22 protein-coding genes are annotated in these 22,028 nt (G+C 65.4%); 13 read left to right on the top strand and 9 right to left on the bottom strand.

What is annotated here, in order from left to right; all coding sequences use genetic code 11:
* Nucleotides 1-48 precede the first annotated feature (48 nt).
* Together AC6LKG_RS19345 and AC6LKG_RS19340 are read right to left on the bottom strand one after the other, a co-directional pair.
* Entirely contained in the window at nt 49-540 is a 492-nt protein-coding gene (locus AC6LKG_RS19345) for a copper chaperone PCu(A)C (RefSeq protein WP_498167001.1), read from the bottom strand.
* Nucleotides 541-560: 20 nt separating this feature from the next.
* A complete protein-coding gene (locus AC6LKG_RS19340) occupies nt 561-1,460 on the bottom strand; it encodes a LysR family transcriptional regulator ArgP (RefSeq protein WP_498166999.1) in 900 nt (299 codons plus the stop codon).
* Between the two features lie 149 nt (nt 1,461-1,609).
* On the opposite strand from AC6LKG_RS19340, the gene AC6LKG_RS19335 reads away from it, so the two are divergent.
* The 6 genes from AC6LKG_RS19335 to AC6LKG_RS19310 all read left to right on the top strand — a co-directional run bounded on the left by AC6LKG_RS19335 (nt 1,610) and on the right by AC6LKG_RS19310 (nt 8,494).
* Complete coding sequence (locus AC6LKG_RS19335) at nt 1,610-2,242, top strand: LysE/ArgO family amino acid transporter (RefSeq protein ID WP_498166996.1); 633 nt, start codon at nt 1,610-1,612, stop codon at nt 2,240-2,242.
* A 138-nt stretch (nt 2,243-2,380) separates the two neighbouring features.
* Entirely contained in the window at nt 2,381-3,322 is a 942-nt protein-coding gene (locus AC6LKG_RS19330; protein ID WP_498166994.1) for a LysR substrate-binding domain-containing protein, read from the top strand.
* Nucleotides 3,323-3,650: 328 nt separating this feature from the next.
* Nucleotides 3,651-4,814, top strand: coding sequence for an ABC transporter substrate-binding protein (locus tag AC6LKG_RS19325; protein ID WP_498166992.1), 1,164 nt, complete (start codon nt 3,651-3,653; stop codon nt 4,812-4,814).
* A 142-nt stretch (nt 4,815-4,956) separates the two neighbouring features.
* The gene (locus tag AC6LKG_RS19320) at nt 4,957-5,829 is read left to right on the top strand and encodes a branched-chain amino acid ABC transporter permease (protein WP_498166991.1); all 873 of its coding nucleotides are present in this window, start codon (nt 4,957-4,959) and stop codon (nt 5,827-5,829) included.
* Between the two features lie 3 nt (nt 5,830-5,832).
* The gene (locus AC6LKG_RS19315) at nt 5,833-7,755 is read left to right on the top strand and encodes a branched-chain amino acid ABC transporter ATP-binding protein/permease (protein WP_498166989.1); all 1,923 of its coding nucleotides are present in this window, start codon (nt 5,833-5,835) and stop codon (nt 7,753-7,755) included.
* Between the two features lie 16 nt (nt 7,756-7,771).
* Entirely contained in the window at nt 7,772-8,494 is a 723-nt protein-coding gene (locus tag AC6LKG_RS19310) for an ABC transporter ATP-binding protein (RefSeq protein WP_498166987.1), read from the top strand.
* Between the two features lie 152 nt (nt 8,495-8,646).
* Here the strand turns inward: AC6LKG_RS19310 and AC6LKG_RS19305 are convergent, their stop codons facing one another.
* The 3 genes from AC6LKG_RS19305 to AC6LKG_RS19295 all read right to left on the bottom strand — a co-directional run bounded on the left by AC6LKG_RS19305 (nt 8,647) and on the right by AC6LKG_RS19295 (nt 10,528).
* A complete protein-coding gene (locus tag AC6LKG_RS19305; RefSeq protein WP_498166985.1) occupies nt 8,647-9,075 on the bottom strand; it encodes an organic hydroperoxide resistance protein in 429 nt (142 codons plus the stop codon).
* Nucleotides 9,076-9,227: 152 nt separating this feature from the next.
* Nucleotides 9,228-9,689 (bottom strand): MarR family winged helix-turn-helix transcriptional regulator, encoded by a 462-nt coding sequence (locus AC6LKG_RS19300; RefSeq protein ID WP_498166983.1) that lies wholly within the window; start codon nt 9,687-9,689, stop codon nt 9,228-9,230.
* A 131-nt stretch (nt 9,690-9,820) separates the two neighbouring features.
* Complete coding sequence (locus AC6LKG_RS19295) at nt 9,821-10,528, bottom strand: Crp/Fnr family transcriptional regulator (RefSeq protein WP_498166981.1); 708 nt, start codon at nt 10,526-10,528, stop codon at nt 9,821-9,823.
* A gap of 169 nt (nt 10,529-10,697) precedes the next feature.
* Here AC6LKG_RS19295 and AC6LKG_RS19290 point away from each other — a divergent pair, with 169 nt between their 5' ends.
* The 7 genes from AC6LKG_RS19290 to AC6LKG_RS19260 all read left to right on the top strand — a co-directional run bounded on the left by AC6LKG_RS19290 (nt 10,698) and on the right by AC6LKG_RS19260 (nt 19,419).
* Nucleotides 10,698-12,674 carry an AMP-dependent synthetase/ligase gene (locus AC6LKG_RS19290; RefSeq protein ID WP_498166979.1) on the top strand — a complete coding sequence of 659 codons (1,977 nt, stop codon included), beginning with the start codon at nt 10,698-10,700 and terminating at the stop codon, nt 12,672-12,674.
* A gap of 5 nt (nt 12,675-12,679) precedes the next feature.
* Nucleotides 12,680-13,573: an ABC transporter ATP-binding protein gene (locus AC6LKG_RS19285; RefSeq protein ID WP_498166978.1), complete on the top strand. Its 894-nt coding sequence runs from the start codon at nt 12,680-12,682 to the stop codon at nt 13,571-13,573.
* Between the two features lie 10 nt (nt 13,574-13,583).
* Complete coding sequence (locus AC6LKG_RS19280; RefSeq protein ID WP_498167009.1) at nt 13,584-14,513, top strand: branched-chain amino acid ABC transporter permease; 930 nt, start codon at nt 13,584-13,586, stop codon at nt 14,511-14,513.
* Between the two features lie 20 nt (nt 14,514-14,533).
* Nucleotides 14,534-15,598: a branched-chain amino acid ABC transporter permease gene (locus AC6LKG_RS19275; protein WP_006389832.1), complete on the top strand. Its 1,065-nt coding sequence runs from the start codon at nt 14,534-14,536 to the stop codon at nt 15,596-15,598.
* 225 nt (nt 15,599-15,823) lie between these two features.
* On the top strand, nt 15,824-17,164 hold the full coding sequence (locus AC6LKG_RS19270; protein ID WP_498166976.1) for an ABC transporter substrate-binding protein: 1,341 nt from the start codon (nt 15,824-15,826) through the stop codon (nt 17,162-17,164).
* Nucleotides 17,165-17,225: 61 nt separating this feature from the next.
* Nucleotides 17,226-18,068: an ABC transporter ATP-binding protein gene (locus tag AC6LKG_RS19265; protein ID WP_116792322.1), complete on the top strand. Its 843-nt coding sequence runs from the start codon at nt 17,226-17,228 to the stop codon at nt 18,066-18,068.
* 82 nt (nt 18,069-18,150) lie between these two features.
* The gene (locus AC6LKG_RS19260; protein WP_498166974.1) at nt 18,151-19,419 is read left to right on the top strand and encodes a phenylacetate--CoA ligase family protein; all 1,269 of its coding nucleotides are present in this window, start codon (nt 18,151-18,153) and stop codon (nt 19,417-19,419) included.
* A gap of 82 nt (nt 19,420-19,501) precedes the next feature.
* On the opposite strand, the gene AC6LKG_RS19255 is transcribed toward AC6LKG_RS19260, so the two are convergent.
* From AC6LKG_RS19255 to AC6LKG_RS19240, 4 genes are read right to left on the bottom strand one after another with little or no spacing between them, the layout of a single operon-like run.
* The gene (locus AC6LKG_RS19255) at nt 19,502-20,740 is read right to left on the bottom strand and encodes an NAD(P)/FAD-dependent oxidoreductase (protein ID WP_498166972.1); all 1,239 of its coding nucleotides are present in this window, start codon (nt 20,738-20,740) and stop codon (nt 19,502-19,504) included.
* A gap of 13 nt (nt 20,741-20,753) precedes the next feature.
* A complete protein-coding gene (locus AC6LKG_RS19250) occupies nt 20,754-21,191 on the bottom strand; it encodes a DUF6691 family protein (protein WP_498166970.1) in 438 nt (145 codons plus the stop codon).
* Between the two features lies 1 nt (nt 21,192).
* Nucleotides 21,193-21,624: a YeeE/YedE family protein gene (locus tag AC6LKG_RS19245; protein ID WP_498167007.1), complete on the bottom strand. Its 432-nt coding sequence runs from the start codon at nt 21,622-21,624 to the stop codon at nt 21,193-21,195.
* On the bottom strand, nt 21,618-21,956 hold the full coding sequence (locus AC6LKG_RS19240; protein WP_498166967.1) for an ArsR/SmtB family transcription factor: 339 nt from the start codon (nt 21,954-21,956) through the stop codon (nt 21,618-21,620). The genes AC6LKG_RS19245 and AC6LKG_RS19240 overlap by 7 nt, the downstream gene beginning before the upstream one ends.
* Nucleotides 21,957-22,028: the final 72 nt, after the last annotated feature.

The following is a 22,028-nucleotide window of genomic DNA, read 5'->3' as shown; positions in this document are numbered from 1 at the left end:
GGCTCGAACAGCCTGCCGCCTTTTTTGATTTCGGACCGACCGGCTGGATCAGTGCTTCATCGCGCCGTGGTCGTGGCTCATGCCGGGATTGTGCGAAGCCGGCTTGACCTTGAACTGCACCGCCACCTCGCCCGCCTTTTCGAACTTGAGGGTGGCCGGCACCGTGGCGCCCTCAGCGAACGGCGCCTTCAGCTTGATGAACATGACGTGATAGCCGCCCGGCGACAGCTTGACCTCGCCATTGGCCGGCAGCACGATGCCACCCTCGACCTGCCGCATCTTGGCCACGCCGTTGGTGTTCTCGACCGTATGCAGCTCGACGCGCTCGGCGGCGTCGGACGAGATCGACAGCAGGCGGTCGGCCGTCTTGGCATCGTTGTCGATGTCCATGTAGCCGGCGCCATTGGACTGCCCAGGCGCCGACGCGCGCACCCAGAGGTCATCGATCTCGACCTGGCCAACCTTGTAATCCTTGGCCCAGGCCGAACCAGCCGCGCACAGGCCCAGGACAACGACGGCGGCGAACTTGCGGATCTTCATGAGGATGTCTCTCCTGTGGGTTAACGCCGCCGGACCAGGCTGCGGGCGGCTGACAGAACCGAATCGGTCAAAGCTTCCATGGCTTCGGAGTTTACCCGCCAATGCTGCCAGTAGAGCGGCACGTCCTCCCAGGCGCGGCCCCGCAGCAGCATCAACTGACCAGCGTCAAGATGTTCCTGCACCAGCGGCAGTGGATTCATGGTCCAGCCCAACCCGCCCAGCGTTGCCTGCACGAAGGCGCGGGTGGATGGCACCCACCAAACGGGGGGCTGCCACGGCGCCGGGTCGGAGATCTTGTGCGCAAACCTCGCCTGCAGCGCATCCTTGCGGTTGAACACCAGCACCGGCGCCAGCGCCAGCGTCTGCGCGTTCACGCCCTGGGCGAAATAGCGTTTGTGGAAGGCCGGCGTACAGGTTGCCACGTAGCGCATGCTGCCCAGGGCATGAATGCGGCAGCCCTGCACCGGATCGGCCAGCGTCGTCACCGCCCCCAGCACCGCGCCATTGCGCAGCAACGCCGCGGTGTGGTCCTGGTCTTCGGACTGCATGTCGAGCGTGGCGCGGGTACGGCTGGAAAACTGCAGGGCGGCCTCGACGAACCAGGTTTCCAGGCTGTCGTGGTTCACGGCTATCGGAATACTGGCGTGAGGGACCTCGTCATCCGCCACCCCCAGGCGATTCAGGGCATCGTGTTCCAGCAGCGCGGTCTGCTCGGCCAATTGCACCAGCACCTGGCCATCGGCAGTGGCCGCTGCCGGCACGGTGCGCTGGACCAGCAGACGGCCCATGCGATCCTCCAGCGCCTTGATCCGCTGCGACACCGCGGACGGCGTCACGCTCAAGGCCTGCGCCGCCCGCTCGAAACTGCCTTCGCGCACCACCGCGGCAAGGGCCCGCAGATTGCCATGATCGATTTTCATTGGATTAGATTTACTTAATATAGTGAAGGAAAATTAGCTGTATTTCATATGCGTGGCAAGTGAGAATGTTGCATTGCCGGCCTGCGCAATGCGGCCGGCCCGCAATCCAAGCGCCGCCACAAGGCGTTGCAGTCAAAAGGTTCGCTGTCATGTTCACCACGCTGTCATCCCCCCTCTTTCTCACCGCCTGGGCCAGCGGCACGGCCACCGGGCTGGGACTGTTCGCCGTCGTCGGCGCGCAGAGCGCATTCATCCTGCGCCAGGGATTGATGCGCGCGCACTTGCTGTCGGTGGTCGCGATCTGCGCGCTGATCGACGCGGTCTTCATCTTCGCGAGCGTCTCTGGCCTGCAGGCCCTGACTGCCTGGTTCCCGTGGCTGACCACCGCCGTGCTGTGGTTCGGCGTGGCATTTCTGTCCTGGTATGCATTGCAATCGGCGCGTCGTGCCTGGACCGCCACGGGCGGTCTGGCCGCCGCGCGCGACGTGGTGCCTTCGCGCCGCGCCGCGATGCTGGGCGCGCTGGGCTTTTCGCTGCTCAACCCCCACTTCTGGCTCGACATGGTGGTAGTGGGATCGCTCGCCCACGGCTTCGATGATGCCCGCATGGCGTTCGCCGCCGGCGCGCTCACGGCCAGCCTGCTGTGGCTCGCCGTGCTGGGTATCGGCTCGCGCCTGTTCGCCCGCTTCTTTGCCAGCGCGGCGGCCTGGCGGGTGCTGGACGGCATCATCGCCGTGGTCATGGCCGGCCTGGCAATCAGCCTCGCCGTCAAGGGCGTCTGACCGTCGGGCGGCGCGGGCGTGACGGCAGCGAGGTGACCGCCGCCCGGATAGCGCGGAAGAACGCGGGCTGGGCGGCACTTTTATAATCGCCGTGTTGCCACTCTTTCGTCGGGCGCATGGCCGGCCCGCCAGACGATCATGCGCGGACCCTCTCCCTCCAAAGACGTGCGCCTGCCGCCACTGGCCGCCATCCAGGCCTTCGAGGCAGCCGCCCGGCTCGGCTCGTTCGAACGCGCCAGCGAAGAACTGTTCGTCACCGCCAGCGCCATCGGCAAGCGCATCGCCGCGCTGGAAGCCCAGCTCGATGTCACGCTCTTCATCCGCAGCAGCCGTGGCGCCACCTTGAGCGCGGCCGGCCATGAGTACCTGGAACAGGTGCGCACCGCGCTGGCCCTGCTGTCGGATGCCTCGCTGCACCAGCGCGGCGAACCCAAACTGGAACCCCTGCGGGTCGTCTCGACGCCCACCTTCGCGCGTCAGGTGCTGATCCCGGCCTTGCCCGGCTTCACCGCCGACCATCCGGAGGTCGAACTGGAGATCCTGCTGTCCATCCCCTACCTGGACATCATGCCGCCGAACGCCGATGTCTGGATCCGTTTCGGCAGCGGCAAGTATCCCGGCCTGCAGGCCCGGCCGCTGACCGCCGATCCGGTGTTCGCGGTCTGCGCGCCCGCGTACCGCGATTCCCATGGCCCCTTTGCGCAGCCGCAAGACCTGTCGCGCGCGGCGTTGTTGCGTTGCCCGATGGAACCCTGGCGCCCCTGGCTGGCCGCCGCGGGGCTGGACTGGCCCGAACCGGCGCGCGGGGTCTGGCTGGTCGACCTGGGCATGATGCTGGCGGCGGCCCGCGCCGGCCAGGGCATTGCCCTGACCCGCCGCACCCTGGCCGCCGAATGGCTGGACGAGGGCAAGTTGGTGCGCGTGCTCGACATCGAAACGGCCGGCGAATCACAGTACTACCTGTGCACCGAGGCATCGCGTCCACCCGGCGGCGCGGTCCAGGCGTTTTCCCTATGGCTGGCCGCGGTCTGCGAACGCGCCGCCCAGTGGCCAAGGGCCGCTTCGGCGGGAGCGGAATAAATTTCCAGCCCCAGGCGGAAGGAAATTCCGCGCACTCGGACGCATCGCTGGCTAGCATGCGGCGGACAGGGCTTGCGCGGCAGACCGGCAACCCGCCGTCCGCCCGCCGACATGCGGTGGCCGCGTGCTGCATCGCAGCAACCAGTTCGCCAGCCGTGCATCCGTACTAGGTATTTACGCGGAAAAACCCCGTCGGGTCAGATTCGCGTAAGCGATTAAGCAGACAGTCACAACACGCAACACAGGAGCGCGCCACCCACTTTGCCTTGCCGCCTGGCGCCGGCACACGGTTTTCCACGCAGTTCTACTAATTACAACGGAGACATCCATGGATTTTCGTTTGAAGCTGCTTGCAGGAACCCTTGCTTTTGCTGTCTCGGCCGCGGGTTACGCCGCCGATCCCATCAAGATCGGCGTTACCGGCCCCTACACCGGCGGTTCTTCTTCCATGGGCGTGAGCATGCGCGATGGCGTGCGCCTGGCCATCGAGGAAATCAACAAGAACGGCGGCGTGCTCGGCCGGCAACTGGTCGCGGTGGAACGCGATGACGAAGCCAAGAACGAGCGCGGCGTACAGATCGCCCAGGAGCTGATCAACAAGGAACAGGTCACCGCCACCGTCGGCTACATCAACACGGGCGTGGCGCTGGCGTCGCAACGCTTCTACCAGGATGCCAAGATCCCGGTGTTCAACAACGTCGCCACCGGCAGCGTCATCACGCACCAGTTCAAGGCGCCGGAATACAAAGACAACTACGTGTTCCGCAACTCGGCCAACGACAGCATCCAGGCACCGATGATCGTCGAGGAAGCCATTACCCGCCGCGGCTTCAAGAAGGTCGCGATCCTGGCCGACTCCACCAACTACGGCCAATTAGGCCGCGAGGATCTGGAAAAGGCGCTCGACGCCAAGGGCATCAAGCCGGTAGCCGTCGAGAAGTTCAACATCAAGGACGTCGACATGACGGCCCAGTTGCTCAAGGCCAAGGCCGCCGGCGCCGAAGCCGTGCTGACCTACGGCATCGGCCCCGAGCTGGCGCAGATCGCCAACGGCATGGCCAAGCTGGGATGGAAGGTGCCGATCATCGGCAGTTGGACGCTGTCGATGGCCAACTACATCGACAATTCCGGCGCCAACGGCGAAGGCGCGCGCATGCCGCAGACCTTCATCCAGGACCCCGACACCCCCAAGCGCAAGGCCTTCATCGACGCCTATCTGGCCAAGTTCAAGCCCAAGAACGACCGTATCGATTCGCCGGTATCGGCGGCACAGGGCTATGACTCGGTGTTCCTGCTGGCCGCGGCCATCAAGCAGGCCAATTCCACTGAAGGCCCGAAGATCCGCGAGGCGCTCGAGAACCTGCAGACACCCGTCGAAGGCGTGGTGATGACCTACAACAAGCCCTTCACCCACGACAACCACGACGCCATCACCGCCAAGCAAGTGCTCATTGGCGAGGTCAAGGGCGGCCGCGTGATCAAGGCCAACTAAGTTCGTCCGCAGCAATGCGGCGGCGGCTGCCCGGCCGCCGCCGCCGGCGCTCCCGCGCGCGGGGCGCCGGCATGCAGCCGTCTGACAACAGCGTTCTGCCCACGGGGGTTGGGACGGAACACAGCGCCTCACGACACATACCATGATTCTTCTACAGCTTATCTATAGCGGTATCGCGCTGGGCATGATCTATGCCGTCATCGCGTTCGGATACCAGCTCACCTTCGCCACATCCGGCACCCTTAACTTCGGCCAGGGGGAGGCCCTGATGCTGGGCGCGCTGGTCGGGCTCACGCTGGTCGGACTGGGGGTGAACTACTGGGTCATGATCCCCATCGTCTGCATTTTCGGCTTCGCGCAAGGCGTGCTGGTCGAGCGGGTGGGCGTACGACCGGCCATCAAGACGCGATCGGAATTCGGCTGGATCATGGCCACCATCGCGCTGGGCATCATCTTCAAGAACGTAGCCGAGAACGTCTGGGGCCGCGATGACCTGCGCTTTCCCTCGCCGCTGCCCGAAGCGCCGATCCAGGTGATGGGCGCCAACGTGCTGCCGATGGAACTGCTGGTGGTGTTCGGCGCGCTGGCCATGATGCTGCTGGTGGAAGTGTTCAACCGCAAGTCCATCTACGGCAAGGCCTTCGTCGCCACCTCCAATGACCGCGACGCCGCCGGCCTGATGGGCATCAACACCGGCATGGTGATCACGTTTTCGTATGCACTGTCGTCGCTGACCGCCGCCTTCGCGGGCGTGCTGGTGGCGCCGCTGACCTTGACCGGCGCCACCATGGGCGCGGTGCTGGGGCTGAAAGCCTTCGCGGTGGCCATCATCGGCGGCCTGTCCAGCGGCATGGGCGTGGTGGTGGGCGGACTGATCCTGGGGATCGCCGAGACCACCACCGGTTTCTATATTTCCACGGGGTACAAGGATGTGCCGGGCCTGGTCCTGCTGCTGCTCGTACTGACGTTCAAGCCCGCCGGCCTGTTCGGCAAGACCGCCATCAAGAAGGTGTAACCGATGAAACCCCTGCACCTTCTGCTTTCCATCGTGGCGGTTGCCTGCCTGGCGGCCGTGCCGCTGGGCGTGACCAATACGTATTACCTGCACCTGATCGAAACCATCATGATCTACGCGATCCTGCTGTTCGGGCTCGATATCGTGGTGGGCTACACGGGGCAGGTGTCGCTGGGCCATGCGGGCCTGTTCGGCATCGGCTCCTACGTGGCCGGCGTACTGTTCTTCCATCTGCAACTGCCGATCTGGGTCACCCTGCCGGCGGCCATCCTCATCGCCGCGGCCTTTGGCGTGGTGCTGGCATTGCCGGCGCTGCGCGTAACCGGGCCCTACCTGGCGATGGTGACACTGGCGTTCGGCACCATTATCCAGATCCTGATCAACGAAATGACCTTCATGACCGAAGGCCCGCTCGGCATCAAGATACCCAAGCCGTCCATCGGCGGACACGTCCTGACCAAGAGCGAGTACTTCTGGCTGGTGGCGGCGTTGCTGGTGCTGTCGCTGATCGTGGTGCACCGGATCCTGAAGTCGCACCTGGGACGCTCTTTCGAGGCGCTGCGCGACAGCCCGATCGCATCGGACTGCATGGGCGTGTCGGTCTACCGGCACAAGGTGTTCGCCTTCGTCATCAGCGCCGGCTTCGCCGGCCTGGCCGGGGCGCTGTATTCGTATTCCGAGCAGTACATCTCGCCCAATACCTATAACTTCGAGCTGACCATCCTGTTCCTGCTGGCCATCATCATGGGCGGGCGCAAAAGCCGCACAGGCGCGTTGCTGGGCGCGTCGATCATCGTGCTGCTGCCCAAGATGCTGGACGATATCGATACCTTCCGCCTGATCGCGCTGGGCGTGGCAATCGTGGTGACCGTGGGCAGCGCGCTCGCGGTGTCGAAAGGCCGCGCCGAAGCCCGCCGGGTGGCGGTGCCGGTGGCCGGCACTGTCCTGCTGGCGGTGTTCTCGTACTGGCTGGATGCGGTGACCGACTGGCGCCTGACGATCTTCGGCGCCATGATCCTGTTCGTCGTCTACTACCTGCCTGACGGCATTGTCGGCTTCGTGCGCAACCTGTTCTTCTCGAACCGCCGCGCGGCGCTGGCGGTCAAGAAAGACTTGATCAACGAGCGCGACGCTGTCCCGGACGCCGTCCAGGGCAAGGGCGAGACCCTGCTGGCGGCCAAGGGGGTGCTGATGCAGTTCGGCGGCCTCAAGGCGCTCAACGAGGTTGACCTGACGGTCGAGCGCGGCACCATCCACGGGCTCATCGGGCCGAACGGCTCGGGCAAGAGCACGATGATGAACGTGCTGACCGGCATCTACGTGCCCACGGCCGGCGCGGTGGAATTCTCGGGCAAGTCACTGGTGGGCCTGGCGCCGGCCGACATCGCCGCCACGGGCATCGCCCGCACCTTCCAGAACGTGCAGTTGTTCGGCGAAATGACGGCACTGGAGAATGTGCTCGTGGGTCTGCACCATACCTTCACCACGGGCCTGGCCGGGATCGCGCTGCGTACGTCCAAGTGGAAGGGCGAAGAACAAGGCGCCCGCGCCCGCGCCCTGGCCCTGCTGGAATTCGTGGGGCTGGAGGACATGGCCAACGAAGAGGCGCGCAACCTGCCCTACGGCAAGCAACGCCTGCTGGAGATCGCCCGCGCATTGGCGCTGGATCCGCAGTTGCTGCTGCTGGACGAACCCGCGGCCGGCCTGACGGCGCCGGATATCGTCGAGCTGCTGGCCATCATCCGCAAGGTGCGCGACCACGGCATCACGCTGATCCTGATCGAGCATCACATGGATGTCGTAATGGGCGTATGCGATACCGTGTCGGTGCTGGACTTCGGCCAGAAGATCGCCGAAGGGCTGCCCAACGAAGTACAGAGCAACGCCAAGGTTATCGAGGCGTATCTGGGCGGCGCGCCCGCCTGACGCCGAGGACGACAACATGCTATCGATCAAGAATCTGGAAGCGGGCTACGGGAAGGTGAAAGTGCTGCATGGCATCAGCATGGAGGTCCCGAAGGCCAAGGTGGTGACGTTGATCGGCTCGAACGGGGCCGGCAAGACAACGACAATGCGGGCGCTGTCGGGGATGATCCGGCCGACGGCGGGCGAGGTCACGCTGGGCGGCAAGCGCATCGACGGACTGGAATCGCATCGGATCGCACGGCTTGGGTTGGCGCATTCGCCCGAGGGGCGGCGGGTGTTTCCAACGCTGTCCGTCACCGACAACCTGCTGCTGGGCGCATTTCCCCGGCTGACGGGAAGCCGGCCCAAGGGCAATGTGCAGGCGGATCTGGAAAGGGCGATGGATCTGTTTCCGCGCCTGAAGGAGCGGCGCGATCAGTTGGCGGGGACGCTGTCCGGTGGCGAGCAGCAGATGCTGGCGATGGCGCGGGCGGTGATGCTCAATCCGGAGCTGGTGCTGCTGGACGAACCTTCGATGGGGCTGGCGCCGATCCTGGTGGAGGAGGTTTTCCGGATCATTGCGCGGCTCAAGGACGAAGGCGTGACGATGTTGCTGGTCGAGCAGTTTGCGGCGGCGGCGCTAAATGTCGCGGATTACGGGTATGTGCTGGAGAACGGCAAGATCTCGGTGCATGGGAGTGCGGACAAGCTCAAGCATGATCCGGCTGTGGTGGCGGCTTATCTTGGGGGGTCGCACTGAGGTCGTCGTTGTTGCTTGCAGCTTGTTGATTTCTTGAGACGCACGGCGGGACGCCTGCTCCTGGTGGGCCGAGGGGGCGGACGAAAAAAAAGCAGGATTGCGCTTGGCGCAATCCTGCCTTTGCTTTTTCCCGCGCGGGACGGCCGCAGGGCTTAGACGTTGATGGTCAGGGTAACGTCGATGTTGCCGCGGGTGGCGTTCGAGTAGGGGCAGACGATATGGGCGGCGGCGACGAGTTTTTCGGCTTCGGCGCGGTCCATGCCAGGCAGCGAGATCTTCAGTTCGGCTTCGATGCCGAAACCGGTGGGGATCGGACCGATGCCGACCGAGCCGTCGATGGTGGCATTAGCGGGCATGGCGATCTTGTCGCGGCCGGCGACGAACTTCATGGCGCCCATGAAGCAGGCGGAGTAGCCAACGGCGAACAGTTGCTCGGGATTGGTGCCGGCCGCGCCGGCGCCGCCCAGTTCCTTCGGGGTGGTCAGCTTGACGTTCAGGTTGCCGTCGTCGGAGACGCCGGTGCCTTCACGACCGCCGGTGACGTGGGCGTGGGCGCGGTACAGGACTTTTTCGATGGACATGGTGCGTTCCTTTTGGATGAAGGTGGGACTGCCAGGCTGGCGGGACCCTTCCCGCTTCGGCCTTTACTAACAAAATAGCGTGCTATTGCATAGCGCACTATTTTTAATCGAAGATGACAGCAGTTGCCATCATCCGCCTCAAAGGCTGCGAATCAAAGACTACCGACCAACTTTTCGCGCAACGCGTGCAACGACCTCATGGTGCCCTGCGCCTCTTCCAGCGAACACTGGGCCGCGGCGGCGATGGCGTGGGGCACGGCTTCGGCCTGGCTGCGCAGGTCGCGGCCCTGCCTGGTCAAGGTGACGATGACCTGGCGTTCGTCTTCCTGCGCGCGGGTCCGGGTGACCAGGCCCGCCGCCTCCAGCCGTTTGAGCAGGGGCGTCAGTGTGGCCGAATCCAGGAACAGGCGTTCGCCGATGTCGGAAACCGTGATTTCGTCGCGTTCCCACAGTACCAGCATGACCAGGTACTGCGGGTAAGTCAGATCCAGGCCGCGCAGCAGCTTGCGGTACACCTTGTTCATGGCCAGGGAGGTCGAGTACAGGGCGAAACACAGCTGGCTGTCTAGCAGCAGCGGGTTGAACGCGCTTTTGGGCTGGGATCTGGATTTCATTGTGCAATATTAAATAGCGCGCTATTTATAGTCAAGCACTTTTTCCGGTTTTTGTATCCGCCATGGTTGTCGGGCGGCTGGCGTCCCCGCGCCGTCGCGGCCAGCGCTGGCGCCGGCGCCTCGGCCGCCACTCAGGCGGCGTGCTCACTTTCCAGCGCGCCACGGTCGGAACCGTAACGCTTGAGGCCGTCCAGGTCCAGCACCCGCACGGCGCCATACTCGACATTCAGCAGGCCGGCCTCTTCCAGCTTGCGCAGCGCCTGGTTGGCGCGCTGGCGCGAAACCCGGGCCAGGTAGCCGACTTCTTCCTGCGTGATCGTCAAACGCATCCCCATGCCGGGATACAGCAGGGGATTGAACAGTTCAGCCAGGCAGCGTGCCACGCGCGCGTCCGGGTCCAGCAGGCGATCGTACTCGGCCTTGCCGATGAACTGCGCGACGCGCTCGTTCAACTGGTGCAGCAGGTAGCGATTGAACGGGATGCTGGAATCCAGCAGCCAGTCGAATGTGGCGGCCGGCAGGCGCGCGACCACGGAATCACGCAGTGCCACGATGTCGTACTTGCGGACTTCGCGCTTGAGCAGCGAGCCCTCGCCGATCCAGCCGCCGGCCGGCACGCCCGTCAGCGACGCGACCTTGCCTTCGGCATTGCCCACCGACACTTTGACCAGGCCGGCCAGCACGCCGATCCATGCCTGGGCGAGCTCGCCTTTGCGCTCTATGATCGACCCGGCGGCAACCTGCTGCACGGACAGGTCGCGCTCGACGCGCGCTTGCTGTTCGCTGTCGAGCACGCGAAACCAGGCCGCGGCGAGTTGCAGGGAGTCGGATAGCTGCATCGGGAATACCCTAAAAGTTCCTTGAATGTCGCGATGGTGACAGTTGGTAGCAACCCAACCTTATACCTTAACTCCTGCCGTAAATCTAAAACCAACTGGTCAAGCGCGATCACCCGCGCGCCGCATCTCGCGGCCCCGGGCCCGACACGCCCAAACCGGAGGAGACAACGTGGCACATTCATCGCCCGCATCCGCACAGATGCCGGCGGCGCTGGACACCTTTCCAGCGCTGCTGTTCGCGCATGCCGACGTACGCGGGTCGCGGCCCGCGATACGAGAGAAAGACCTGGGCATCTGGCAAACCCTTACCTGGTCGCAAGTGGCCGAGCATGTGCGCCAGGTCGCTCACGGCCTCGCCTCGCTGGGCATCCAGCCGGGCATGCATGTGGCCGTGATCGGCGAGAACCGTCCGCGGCTGTACATGGCCATGATGGCCGCGCAATCGCTCGGCGCCATTCCCGTTCCGCTCTACCAGGACGCCGTGGCCCAGGAAATGGTCTACGTGCTGCAGGACGCCGAGATCAGCGTCGCCGTGGTCGAGGACCAGGAACAGGTCGACAAGATGCTGGAAGTGCGCGAGCAATGCCCCGCGCTCAAGCACGTGGTCTACGACGACCCGCGCGGCCTGCGCCACTACACCGATGCGATGCTGCTGTCGTACGACCGGCTCGAGGAAATCGGCCGCGACTACGCCGCGCAGCACCCCGACTTCTTCGCCCGCGCCGTGGCCGCGGTGCAGCCGCATGACGCGGCCGCGATGTTCTATACCTCGGGCACCACCGGCAAGCCCAAGGGCGTGGTGCTGACGCACCATGCGCTGATCGACCGCGCCCGCGCCGTGTCCGAAATGGAGAACCTGACCGACCGCGAGGACGTGCTGGCCTACCTGCCGCCGGCCTGGATCGGGCAGAACATGTTCTCGTACACGCAACTGCTGGTCACGGGCTTCACCGTGAACCATCCAGAATCGCCCGATACCGTGTCGATCGACATGCGCGACATCGGGCCGACCTATTATTTCGCGCCGCCGCGCGTGCTGGAAGGCCTGCTGACGCACGTGATGATCCGCATGGAAGACGCCGGCTATCTCAAGCGCAAGCTGTTCCATGCCTGCATGAAGCTGGCGCGCCGCGTCGGCACGCGCATCCTGGACGGCGAATCCGTCAACCCCTGGGACCGCCTGCGCTATGCGCTGGGCAATGTGCTGATCTACGGCCCGCTGCGCAACGCGCTGGGCATGAGCCGCGTGCGGGTGGCCTATACGGCGGGCGAGGCAATCGGCCCCGACCTGTTCGTGTTCTACCGCTCCATCGGCATCAACCTCAAGCAGCTCTACGGCTCCACCGAGACCTCGGTGTTCGTCTGCGTGCAGCCGGACGGCCAGGTGCGCGACGACACGGTCGGCCCGCCCGTGCCGGGCGTGGAGATCCGCGTGGCCGACAATGGCGAGATCCTGGTCAAGAGTCCCGGCTTGTTCAAGGAGTACTACCGCAACCCCGACGCCACCCAGGAAGCGCGCAGCGCCGATGGCTGGTTCCACACGGGCGACGCGGGTTACCTGGACACCGACGGCCAGCTCAAGATCATCGACCGCGCCAAGGATGTCGGCAAGCTGGCCGACGGCAGCCTGTTCGCGCCCAAGTACCTGGAGAACAAGCTCAAGTTCTTCCCGCACATCAAGGAAGCCGTGGCCTTCGGCGCCGGCCGCGACGATGTCTGCGCCTTCATCAACATCGACCTGGAAGCCGTCGGCAACTGGGCCGAGCGCCGCGGCCTGCCCTATGCCGGCTACACCGACCTGGCGGGCAAGGACGAGGTCTACCAACTCATCGCCGATTGCGTCGAACAGGTCAATGCCGACCTGGCCACCGATCCGAAGTTGTCGGCCTCGCAGATCAGCCGCTTCCTGATCCTGCACAAGGAACTGGACCCCGACGATGACGAGCTGACCCGCACCCGCAAGGTGCGGCGCGCCTTCATCGCGCAGAAGTACGGCGTGCTGATCGACGCCCTCTTCCAGAACAAGCCGTCCCAGTACATCGAGACCGAGGTGAAGTTCGAGGACGGCCGCACCGGCAAGATCGCCGCCGACCTGAAGATCCGCCTGGTCAAGACTTTCCCCGCCATCACCGCCCGAGCCGCGTAGAGACCATGAGCAACAACGACCGCGACCAGCGCATCGGCGACGTGATGCTGGACATGCAGAACATCTCGCTGTCCTTCGGCGGCGTCAAGGCGCTGACGGACATTTCCTTCAATGTGCGCGAACACGAAATCCGCGCCATCATCGGCCCCAACGGCGCGGGCAAGAGCTCGATGCTGAACGTCATCAACGGCGTCTACACCCCGCAGCAGGGCGGCATCGAGTTCGGCGGCAAACGCTTCTCGCGCATGAATCCGCGCCGCGCCGCCGAAATGGGCATCGCCCGCACCTTCCAGAACCTGGCCCTGTTCAAGGGCATGAGCGTGCTGGACAACATCATGACCGGCCGCAACCTGCGCATGAAGTGCGGGCTGCTGGCGCAGGCCTTCCGCCTGGGCGCCGCCGAGCGCGAAGAGATCGAGCACCGACAGTTCGTCGAGAACATCATCGACTTTCTCGAAATCCAGGCCTATCGCAAGACGCCGGTCGGGCGCCTGCCCTACGGCCTGCAAAAGCGCGTCGACCTGGGCCGCGCGCTGGCCATGGAACCGCGCCTGCTGCTGCTGGACGAGCCGATGGCCGGCATGAACATCGAGGAAAAGCAGGACATGAGCCGCTTCATCCTCGACGTGAACGATGAATTCGGCACCACCATCGTGCTGATCGAGCACGACATGGGCGTGGTCATGGACATCTCCGACCGCGTGGTGGTGCTGGACTACGGCAAGAAGATCGGCGATGGCAAGCCGGAAGAAGTCCGCGCCAATGAAGACGTCATCCGCGCGTACCTTGGCGTCGACAGCGCTCCCGCCGCCGAGGGCGCCGACGCGCAGGCAACGCCCCCCGCCCCCTACCCTCCCCGCGAGGGGGAGGGTGATAACTCACTGGCAGCACGGACATAAGGGGCGAATGATGGGATTTTTTCTGGAAACCTTGTTCGGCGGCCTGATGAGCGGCATGCTGTACGCGTTGATCGGCCTGGGCTTCGTGCTGATCTTCAAGGCCTCTGGCGTCTTCAACTTCGCCCAGGGCGCGATGGTGCTGGTGGCGGCGCTGTCGATGGCGCGCTTCTCGGAGTGGATTCCCCGCTGGTTCGGCTTCGAAAACATGATCCTGGCCAATGTGCTGGCGTTCATCGTCAGCGCCATCGTGATGTTCCTGCTGGCAGTGGCGATCGAGCGCTTCGTGCTGCGCCACCTGGTCAACCAGGAAGCCACCACGCTGCTCATGGCCACGCTCGGCATCAGCTACTTCCTGGACGGACTGGGCCAGATCGCCTTCGGCAGCTCGGTCTACTCCATCAATGTCGGCATGCCGAAAGACCCGCTGCTGATCCTGGATACGGTGTTCGAAGGCGGCCTGCTGATCAATCTCGAAGACCTGACCGCCGCGGTCATCGCCGCGCTGCTGGTGGCGGCGCTGGCGCTGTTCTTCCAGTTCACCTCCACCGGCCGCGCCCTGCGCGCCGTGGCGGACGACCACCAGGCGGCGCAGTCCATCGGCATTCCGCTGAACCGCATCTGGGTCATCGTCTGGAGTGTCGCCGGGCTGGTGGCGCTGGTGGCCGGCATCATCTGGGGCTCCAAGTTCGGCGTGCAGTTCACGCTCTCGACCGCGGCGCTGCGGGCGTTGCCGGTGGTGATCCTGGGCGGACTGACGTCGGTGCCGGGCGCCATCCTGGGCGGCCTGATCATCGGCGTGGGCGAAAAGCTGTCCGAAGTCTATCTGGGCTCGCTGGTCGGCGGCGGTATCGAGATCTGGTTCGCCTACGTGCTGGCGCTGGTGTTCCTGCTGTTCCGTCCGCAAGGACTGTTCGGCGAGAAGATCATCGACCGCGTCTGAGCGCCTTCTAGGATAAAAACATGTTCTATCGCGAAAACGGCCAATTCAAGACCAGCTATCGCGCTGACCAGCAGATCTTCCCGATCCGCCAGGACCGCGTGTTCATCTGGCTGCTGCTGGCAGTGGCGTTCATCGCCATCCCGGCGCTGTCCAGCGACTATCTGCTGCGCGCCATCCTGATCCCGTTCCTGATCCTGTCGCTGGCCGCCGTCGGCCTGAATATCCTGGTGGGCTATTGCGGCCAGATCTCGCTGGGCACCGGCGCCTTCATGGCGGTGGGCGCGTATGCGGCCTGGAACTTCGGCGTGCGCTTTCCGGGCATGCCGCTGATCGTCCAGATCCTGCTGGGCGGCTGCTTCGCCACCATCGTCGGCGTGATATTCGGCATTCCCAGCCTGCGCATCCGTGGCCTGTACCTGGCCGTGGCCACGCTGGCGGCGCAGTTCTTCGTCGACTGGGCGTTCCTGCGCATTCCGTTCTTCACCAACTACTCGTCGTCGGGCAACGTCTCGGTGCCGCCGCTGACCGCCTTCGGCCTGCCGGTGCAGAGCGCGCTCGAGAAATACCTGTTCGTACTGATCCTGGTGGTGGTGTTCAGCCTGCTGGCCAAGAACCTGGTGCGCGGCGCCATCGGCCGCCAGTGGATGGCGATCCGCGACATGGACGTGGCCGCGTCGGTGATCGGCATCCGCCCCATGTACGCCAAGCTCACGGCCTTCGCGGTCAGCTCCTTCATCGTCGGCGTGGCTGGCGCGCTGTGGGGCTACATTCACCTGGGTTCCTGGGAACCGCTGGCCTTCGACCTGACCCGTTCGTTCCAGCTACTGTTCATGGTCATCATCGGCGGACTCGGCTCGATCATCGGCAGCTTCTTCGGCGCGGCCTTCATCGTGCTGGTGCCGGTGGCGCTGACCAACGTGCCGCACATGCTGGGCCTGTCGCTGTCGGTGGACACCGCCGCGCACGTCGAGCACATGGTGTTCGGCGCGCTGATCGTGTTCTTCCTTATCGCCGAGCCGCATGGCCTGGCGCGGTTGTGGAGCATCGGCAAGGAAAAGCTCCGCATCTGGCCGTTCCCCCATTAATGATGAGCCCACCCCCGAAGCGCCTGCGGCGCTTCCCCCCAAAGGGGGCGCCACCGGGGACCGGCAAAGCCGGATTCGCCGCGGCCCGGATGGTGTGGCTCCCGTTGTGATCATCGTCGGTAGTAGCGGTATGCGCGCCACGACCGACATCCTGAATACCCGGCTCAAGACCGGGCCAACCCCGGTGTCCGAGGGTTTATGACCCAAACACCACGCAGGAGGTAAATGGAGATGAAGCGTCTTAACCTGAAGTTGGCGGCAGCCTTGGTGGCCGCAGCCGGCGCCGTCGGCGCCGTGGCCACGCCGGCAATGGCGGCGGAAGAGCAGTTCGTTCCGTTGCTGGTGTATCGCACCGGATCCTTCGCGCCGCTGGGCATTCCGTGGGCCGACGGCAAGCTGGATTACCTGAAGCTGGTCAATGAACGCGACGGCGGCGTCAACGGCGTCAAGATCACCTATGAGGAGTGTGAAACCGCCTACGCCACCGACCGCGGCGTGGAATGCTACGAACGCCTGAAGGGCAAGGGCACCGGCGCCTCCGGCTTCGACACCCAGTCCACCGGCATCACCTTCGCGGTCAGCGACAAGGCCATCGTCGACAAGGTGCCGGTCGAGACCATGGGCTACGGCCTGTCGCAATCGGTCGATGGCAGCGTGTTCGAATGGAACTTCCCGCTGCTGGGCACCTACTGGACCGCGGCCGACGTGATGATCCAGGACATCGCCAAGAAAGAAGGCGGCATGGCCAAGCTCAAGGGCAAGAAGATCGCCCTGGTCTACCATGACTCGCCCTACGGCAAGGAGCCGATCCCGCTGCTGCAGAAGCGCGCCGCCAAGGAAGGCTTCGAACTGCTGCTGTATCCGGTGACCGCGCCGGGCGTGGAGCAGAAATCCACCTGGCTGCAGATCCGCCAGGCCCGCCCGGCCTACGTGCTGCTGTGGAGCGCGGGCATCATGACGCCCACCGCCATCCGCGAAGCGCAGGCCAGCGGCTACCCGCGCGACAAGATGTACGCGATCTGGTGGGCCGGCTCGGAAGGCGACGTCAAGGACCTGGGCGATGTCGCCAAGGGCTACAACGCCATCACCATCCACAACAGCGGCGCCGAACACGACAAGGTCTATGACGATCTGAAGAAGTACGTCTATGACAAGGGCCAGGGCGCCGACAAGACCGGCAAGACCACGCTCGGCACCATCGCCCATACCCGCGGCATGATGATCTCGATGCTGCAGGTCGAGGCGATCCGCACGGCGCAGGAGAAGTACGGCAAGGGCAAGGCCATGACGCCGGAGCAGGTGCGCTGGGGCTTCGAGAACCTGAACATCACCCAGGAACGCCTGGACCAGCTTGGCTTCGGCCACATCATGCGTCCGGTGAAGACCTCTTGCAGCAACCACAAGGGTGACGACTGGGCCCGCATCGTGCAGTGGGACGGCGCCAAGTTCAAGGTCGTCTCGGACTGGTATCAGGCCGACAAGGCCCTGCTGGACCCGATGGTCAAGGAAGCCGCGGCGAAGTACGCCAAGGAAAAGAACATCACGCCCCGCACTTGCGAGAACTGATGTGAACCGGCGGCCGGCGCCCCCCCGGGGCGTCGGCCGCCACCAAGCCGCAGGAACCGCCATGACCGCAGCAACGACTACCGCTACTACCGCCGACACCCCCAAGGTGCTGCTCGATGTGAACGGCATCGAGGTGATCTACAACCACGTCATCCTGGTGCTCAAGGGCGTGTCCCTGCAGGTGCCGGAAGGCCGGATCGTGGCCCTGCTGGGCGCCAACGGCGCCGGCAAGACCACCACCCTGCGCGCCATCTCCAATCTGCTCAAGGGCGAGCGCGGCGACGTCACCAAGGGCCACATCCAATACCGCGACCAGCGCATCGAAAAGCTGTCGCCGGCCGAACTGGTCAAGCGTGGCGTGGTGCAGGTGATGGAGGGCCGCCATTGCTTCGCCCACCTCACCATCGAGGAAAACCTGCTGACCGGCGCCTACACCCGCGACCTCAGCCGCGGCGACACCAGCGCGGCGCTGGAGCGCGTCTACCAGTATTTCCCGCGCCTGAAGCAGCGCCGCTCCAGCCAGGCTGGCTACACCTCGGGCGGCGAACAACAGATGACCGCCATCGGCCGCGCGCTGATGGCCAACCCCAACATGATCCTGTTGGACGAACCGTCCATGGGTCTGGCGCCGCAGATCGTCGAAGAAATTTTCGAGATCGTGCGCGACCTGAACCAGCGCGAGCGCGTCAGCTTTCTGCTGGCCGAGCAGAACACCAACATCGCGCTGCGCTACGCCGACTACGGCTACATCCTGGAAAACGGCCGCGTGATGATGGACGGCGCCGCGCAGGACCTGGCCCAGAACGAGGACGTGAAAGAGTTCTACCTGGGCATTTCCAGCGGCGAACGCAAGAGTTTCCGCGACAACAAGTTCTACCGCCGCCGCAAGCGCTGGCTGGCCTGATCCCTGGAGCGGCGACGCCGGCGCGGTCCGGCACGCCGCCGGCAACGACACCGCAGTACGGCACACGAGAGGGTGCGATCCCATGTCCGAGTTTTTCGATGTCCTGGAAACCCGAGCGCCCGAGCAACGCGAGCGCGAGTTGATGGCGGCCCTGCCCGGCGCCATCGCGCGCGCCATCGCCCGCGCGCCGGCCATTGCAGAGCAACTGCGCGGTATCGACCCCGCCACCGTCACCTCGCGCGCCGCGCTGGCGCGCCTGCCGGTGCTGCGCAAGCATGAGCTGCTGGAACGCCAGCAGCTCAGCCGCGAACAGGCCGCGCAACCGGCCGGACCGCAAAAGGCCTTCGGCGGCTTCTCGGCCATCGGCTGGGGCGAGGCCATGCGCGTGTTCGCCTCGCCCGGCCCGATCTACGAACCCGAAAGCGCGCGCGCCGACTACTGGCGCTTCGCCCGCGCCCTGTATGCGGCGGGCTTTCGCGCCGGCGAGCTGGCCTACAACTGCTTCTCGTACCACTTCACCCCGGCTGGCTCGATGATGGAGACGGCCGCGCACGCCGTCGGCTGCACCGTATTCCCCGGCGGCACCGGCCAGACCGAACAGCAAGTGCGCGCGATCCAGGATCTGTCGCCCAGCGGCTACACCGGCACGCCGAGTTTCTTGAAGATCATTCTGGAAAAGGCCGATGAACTCGGCGTGAAGCTGGATTCGCTGCGCCGCGCCCTGGTATCGGGCGAAGCCTTCCCGCCCTCGCTTCGCGACTGGCTGGCCGCGCGCGGCATCGAGGGCTACCAGGCCTACGGCAGCGCCGATCTGGGCATGATCGCGTTCGAGACGCCGGCGCGCCAGGGCCTGGTGCTGGGCGAGGACATCATCGTCGAGATCGTGCGTCCCGGCACCGGCGAACCGGTGCCCGACGGCGAGGTCGGTGAAGTCGTGGTCACCACGCTCAACCCGGACTACCCGCTGGTGCGCTTCGGCACCGGCGACCTGTCGGCGGTGATGCCCGGCATCTCGCCCTGCGGCCGCACCAACACCCGCATCAAGGGCTGGATGGGGCGCGCCGACCAGACCACCAAGGTGCGCGGCATGTTCGTGCATCCCTCGCAGGTGGCCGACGTGGTGCGGCGCCATCCCGAGATCCTGCGGGCGCGGCTGGTCATCAGCGGCACCACCGGGTCGGACAAGATGGTGCTGCGGGTGGAATCGCGCGTGCGCGGCGAAGACCTGGGCGCGCGCATCGCCGAATCGGTGCGCGAGGTGACCAAGCTGCGCAGCGACGTGGAATGGGCCGAGGCCGGTTCACTGCCGAACGACGGCAAGGTCATCGACGACATCCGCACCTACGAATAACAAGGACAAGAAGAAGAAAGGCGCGCGTCCGGGACCGGCAAAGCCCGGGCGCGACAGCGCCTTCTTCGCGGCAACGGCGGGATCAGTTGCCCAGCGGGCGGGCCAGCCACTCGCGGCCCTTGAGCATGCCGTTCCAGTAGATCCACGGCAGCATCGTCGCCTTCAGGAACCAGGCGCTCCTGCGCGGCACGGTCGGGTCCAGCGGGAAGGTGGGCAGCAATTTGCCGCCATAGCCAAACTCGGCCAGCACGATACGGCCGCGCTCGACCGTCAGCGGGCATGAACCGTAGCCGTCGTAGGTGACCGGAAGCGCATGGCCCTCGCGCAGCGCCAGCAGGTTCTCGGCCACCGTGACGATCTGCTTGCGCGCCGCCGCCGCGGTCTTGGCGTTGGTAGTGCTGATGCCATCGCCCAGCCCGAAGATATTGCCGTAGCGCACATGGCGCAGCGTAGCCGGATCGACCTCGCACCAGCCGGCCGCATCGGCCAGCGCGCTCTGGCGCAGGAAATCGTGCGGCACCTGCGGCGGCACCGCGTGCAGCATGTCGAACGACTTTTCCACACGAGTGACCGCGCCATCGGCATCCTTGACGTCGAACCAGGCCTTGCGCGCCGGGCCGTCCACCGCCGCCAGCGCCGAATTGAACGCCAGCGAAATGCCGTAGCTCTCCACATAGCGCATCAACGGCGGAACGAAGGTCGGCACGCCGAACAGCACCGCGCCGGCCAGGTCGAACTCGACATCGATGCGATCCAACACGCCGCCGCGGCGCCAGTGGTCACACGCCAGGTACATGGCCTTCTGCGGCGCGCCGGCGCACTTGATCGGCATGGCCGGCTGCGTGAATAGCGCCTTGCCGCCCTTCAGGCCGCGCACCAGCTCCCAGGTGTAGGGCGCCAGGTCGAAGCGGTAGTTGGAGCTGACGCCGTTGCGGCCCAGCGTTTCCGACAAGCCATCCACCTTGTCCCAGGCCAGGCGCAGCCCCGGGCACACGATCAATTGCTGATAGCTCACGGCGCTGCCATCGGCCAGCATGACCTGGTTGGCCTCGGGCTCGAAACCGGCCGCCGCGGCCTGCAGCCAGGTGGCGCGGCCCGGCATCACCGCGCGGGTCGGCCGTACGGTCTTGGCAACGTCGAACGCGCCACCGCCGACCAGCGTCCAGGCCGGCTGATAATAGTGCTTGTCGCTGGGCTCGATGACCGCGATGCGCAGGTCCGGACGGCGGCGCAACAGGCTGGCGGTCACGCCGATGCCGGCCGAGCCCCCTCCCACCACCACCACGTCGAAATCGCGCCGCGCCTGTGCTGCCGTCTGCATGGTTGTCTCCCTTCTAGCGACCGGTCCGGGGTGGCCGGTTCGTCATGTATTGAATTGCCGAGAACAGCGCCATGCCGGCCACCATGGCCGCCACGAAGACCAGGGCCTCGGGCACACCGGCGGCGGCCGCCACCAGGGCCGGCCCCGGGCAGAACCCCGCCAGCCCCCAGCCCGCGCCGAATGCCAGGCTGCCCAGCGCCAGCCGCGAGTCGATACGCGTGGCCGTGGGCCATTGCAACGGTTCGCCGGACAGGCTGAGACGGCGCCCGCGCAGCCAGGCAAAGCCGGCAGCCGTCACCGCCAGGGCGCCGCCCATCACCAGCGCCAGCGAAGGATCCCAGCGTCCGGCCAGGTCCAGAAAGCCCAATACCTTGGCGGGGTTGGCCATGCCGGAGATGATCAACCCCAGGCCAAACACCAGCCCCGCGAAAAATGCGAAAAATGCCGCCATGTCAGCCTCCGATCAGGTGTCGCACGACATACACCATGGCGAATCCCGCCGCCATGAACAGGGCCGTAGCCAGCAGGGAACGGCGCGAACCGCGCGCCAGGCCGCACACCCCATGGCCGCTGGTGCAGCCCGAGGCGTAACGGGTCCCGATGCCCACCAGCAGGCCGGCGGCGATCAGGCGGCCGTTGCCCGCTTCCACCACGATCGGCGGCAGCGCACTGCCCAATTGGTACAGCCAGGGGGACAGGCATAGCCCGAGCAGAAACGCCAGGCGCCAGGCGGCATTGCGGTCGGGCGGCAGCAACCCGCCGAGAATGCCGCTGATCCCGGCAATGCGGCCCGCGCCCAGCATCATCAGGACGGCGGCCACGCCAATGATGGCGCCGCCGACCAGCGCGCTCGTGGGAGTGAAAGCAGCGACGTCGATCATGATGCGAGCGCCTCCATGGTCCGGCCGCAATACAGGCTGGACAGGGTTTTCATGACCTGGCTGACCTCAAAGCTGGCCAGTTGGTAATACACATACTTGCCCTGGCGGCGCGTGCTTGCCAGGCCTTCGTCACGCAGCACACCCAATTGCTGCGACAGCGTCGGCTGGCGGATGCCGGTCAGGGACTCGAGTTCGCCGACATTGCGCTCGCCCTGCACCAATTGGCACAACAGGAGCAGACGGTCTTCATTGGCCAGCGCCTTGAGCAAAGTGCAGGCCTGCGAAGCGGATTCGCGCAGCGCGGCGACTTCGCATTCGGTGAGGGGATCATTCATTTGATGGGGGTCAATCAGCGGAAGAAAGTTTGAACATTATATTGACCAATAAAATATTCAACAATATTATTT

The organism is Achromobacter sp. 46006 (genome assembly GCF_059761975.1).
This window is presented reverse-complemented; position numbering and strand designations above follow the sequence as displayed.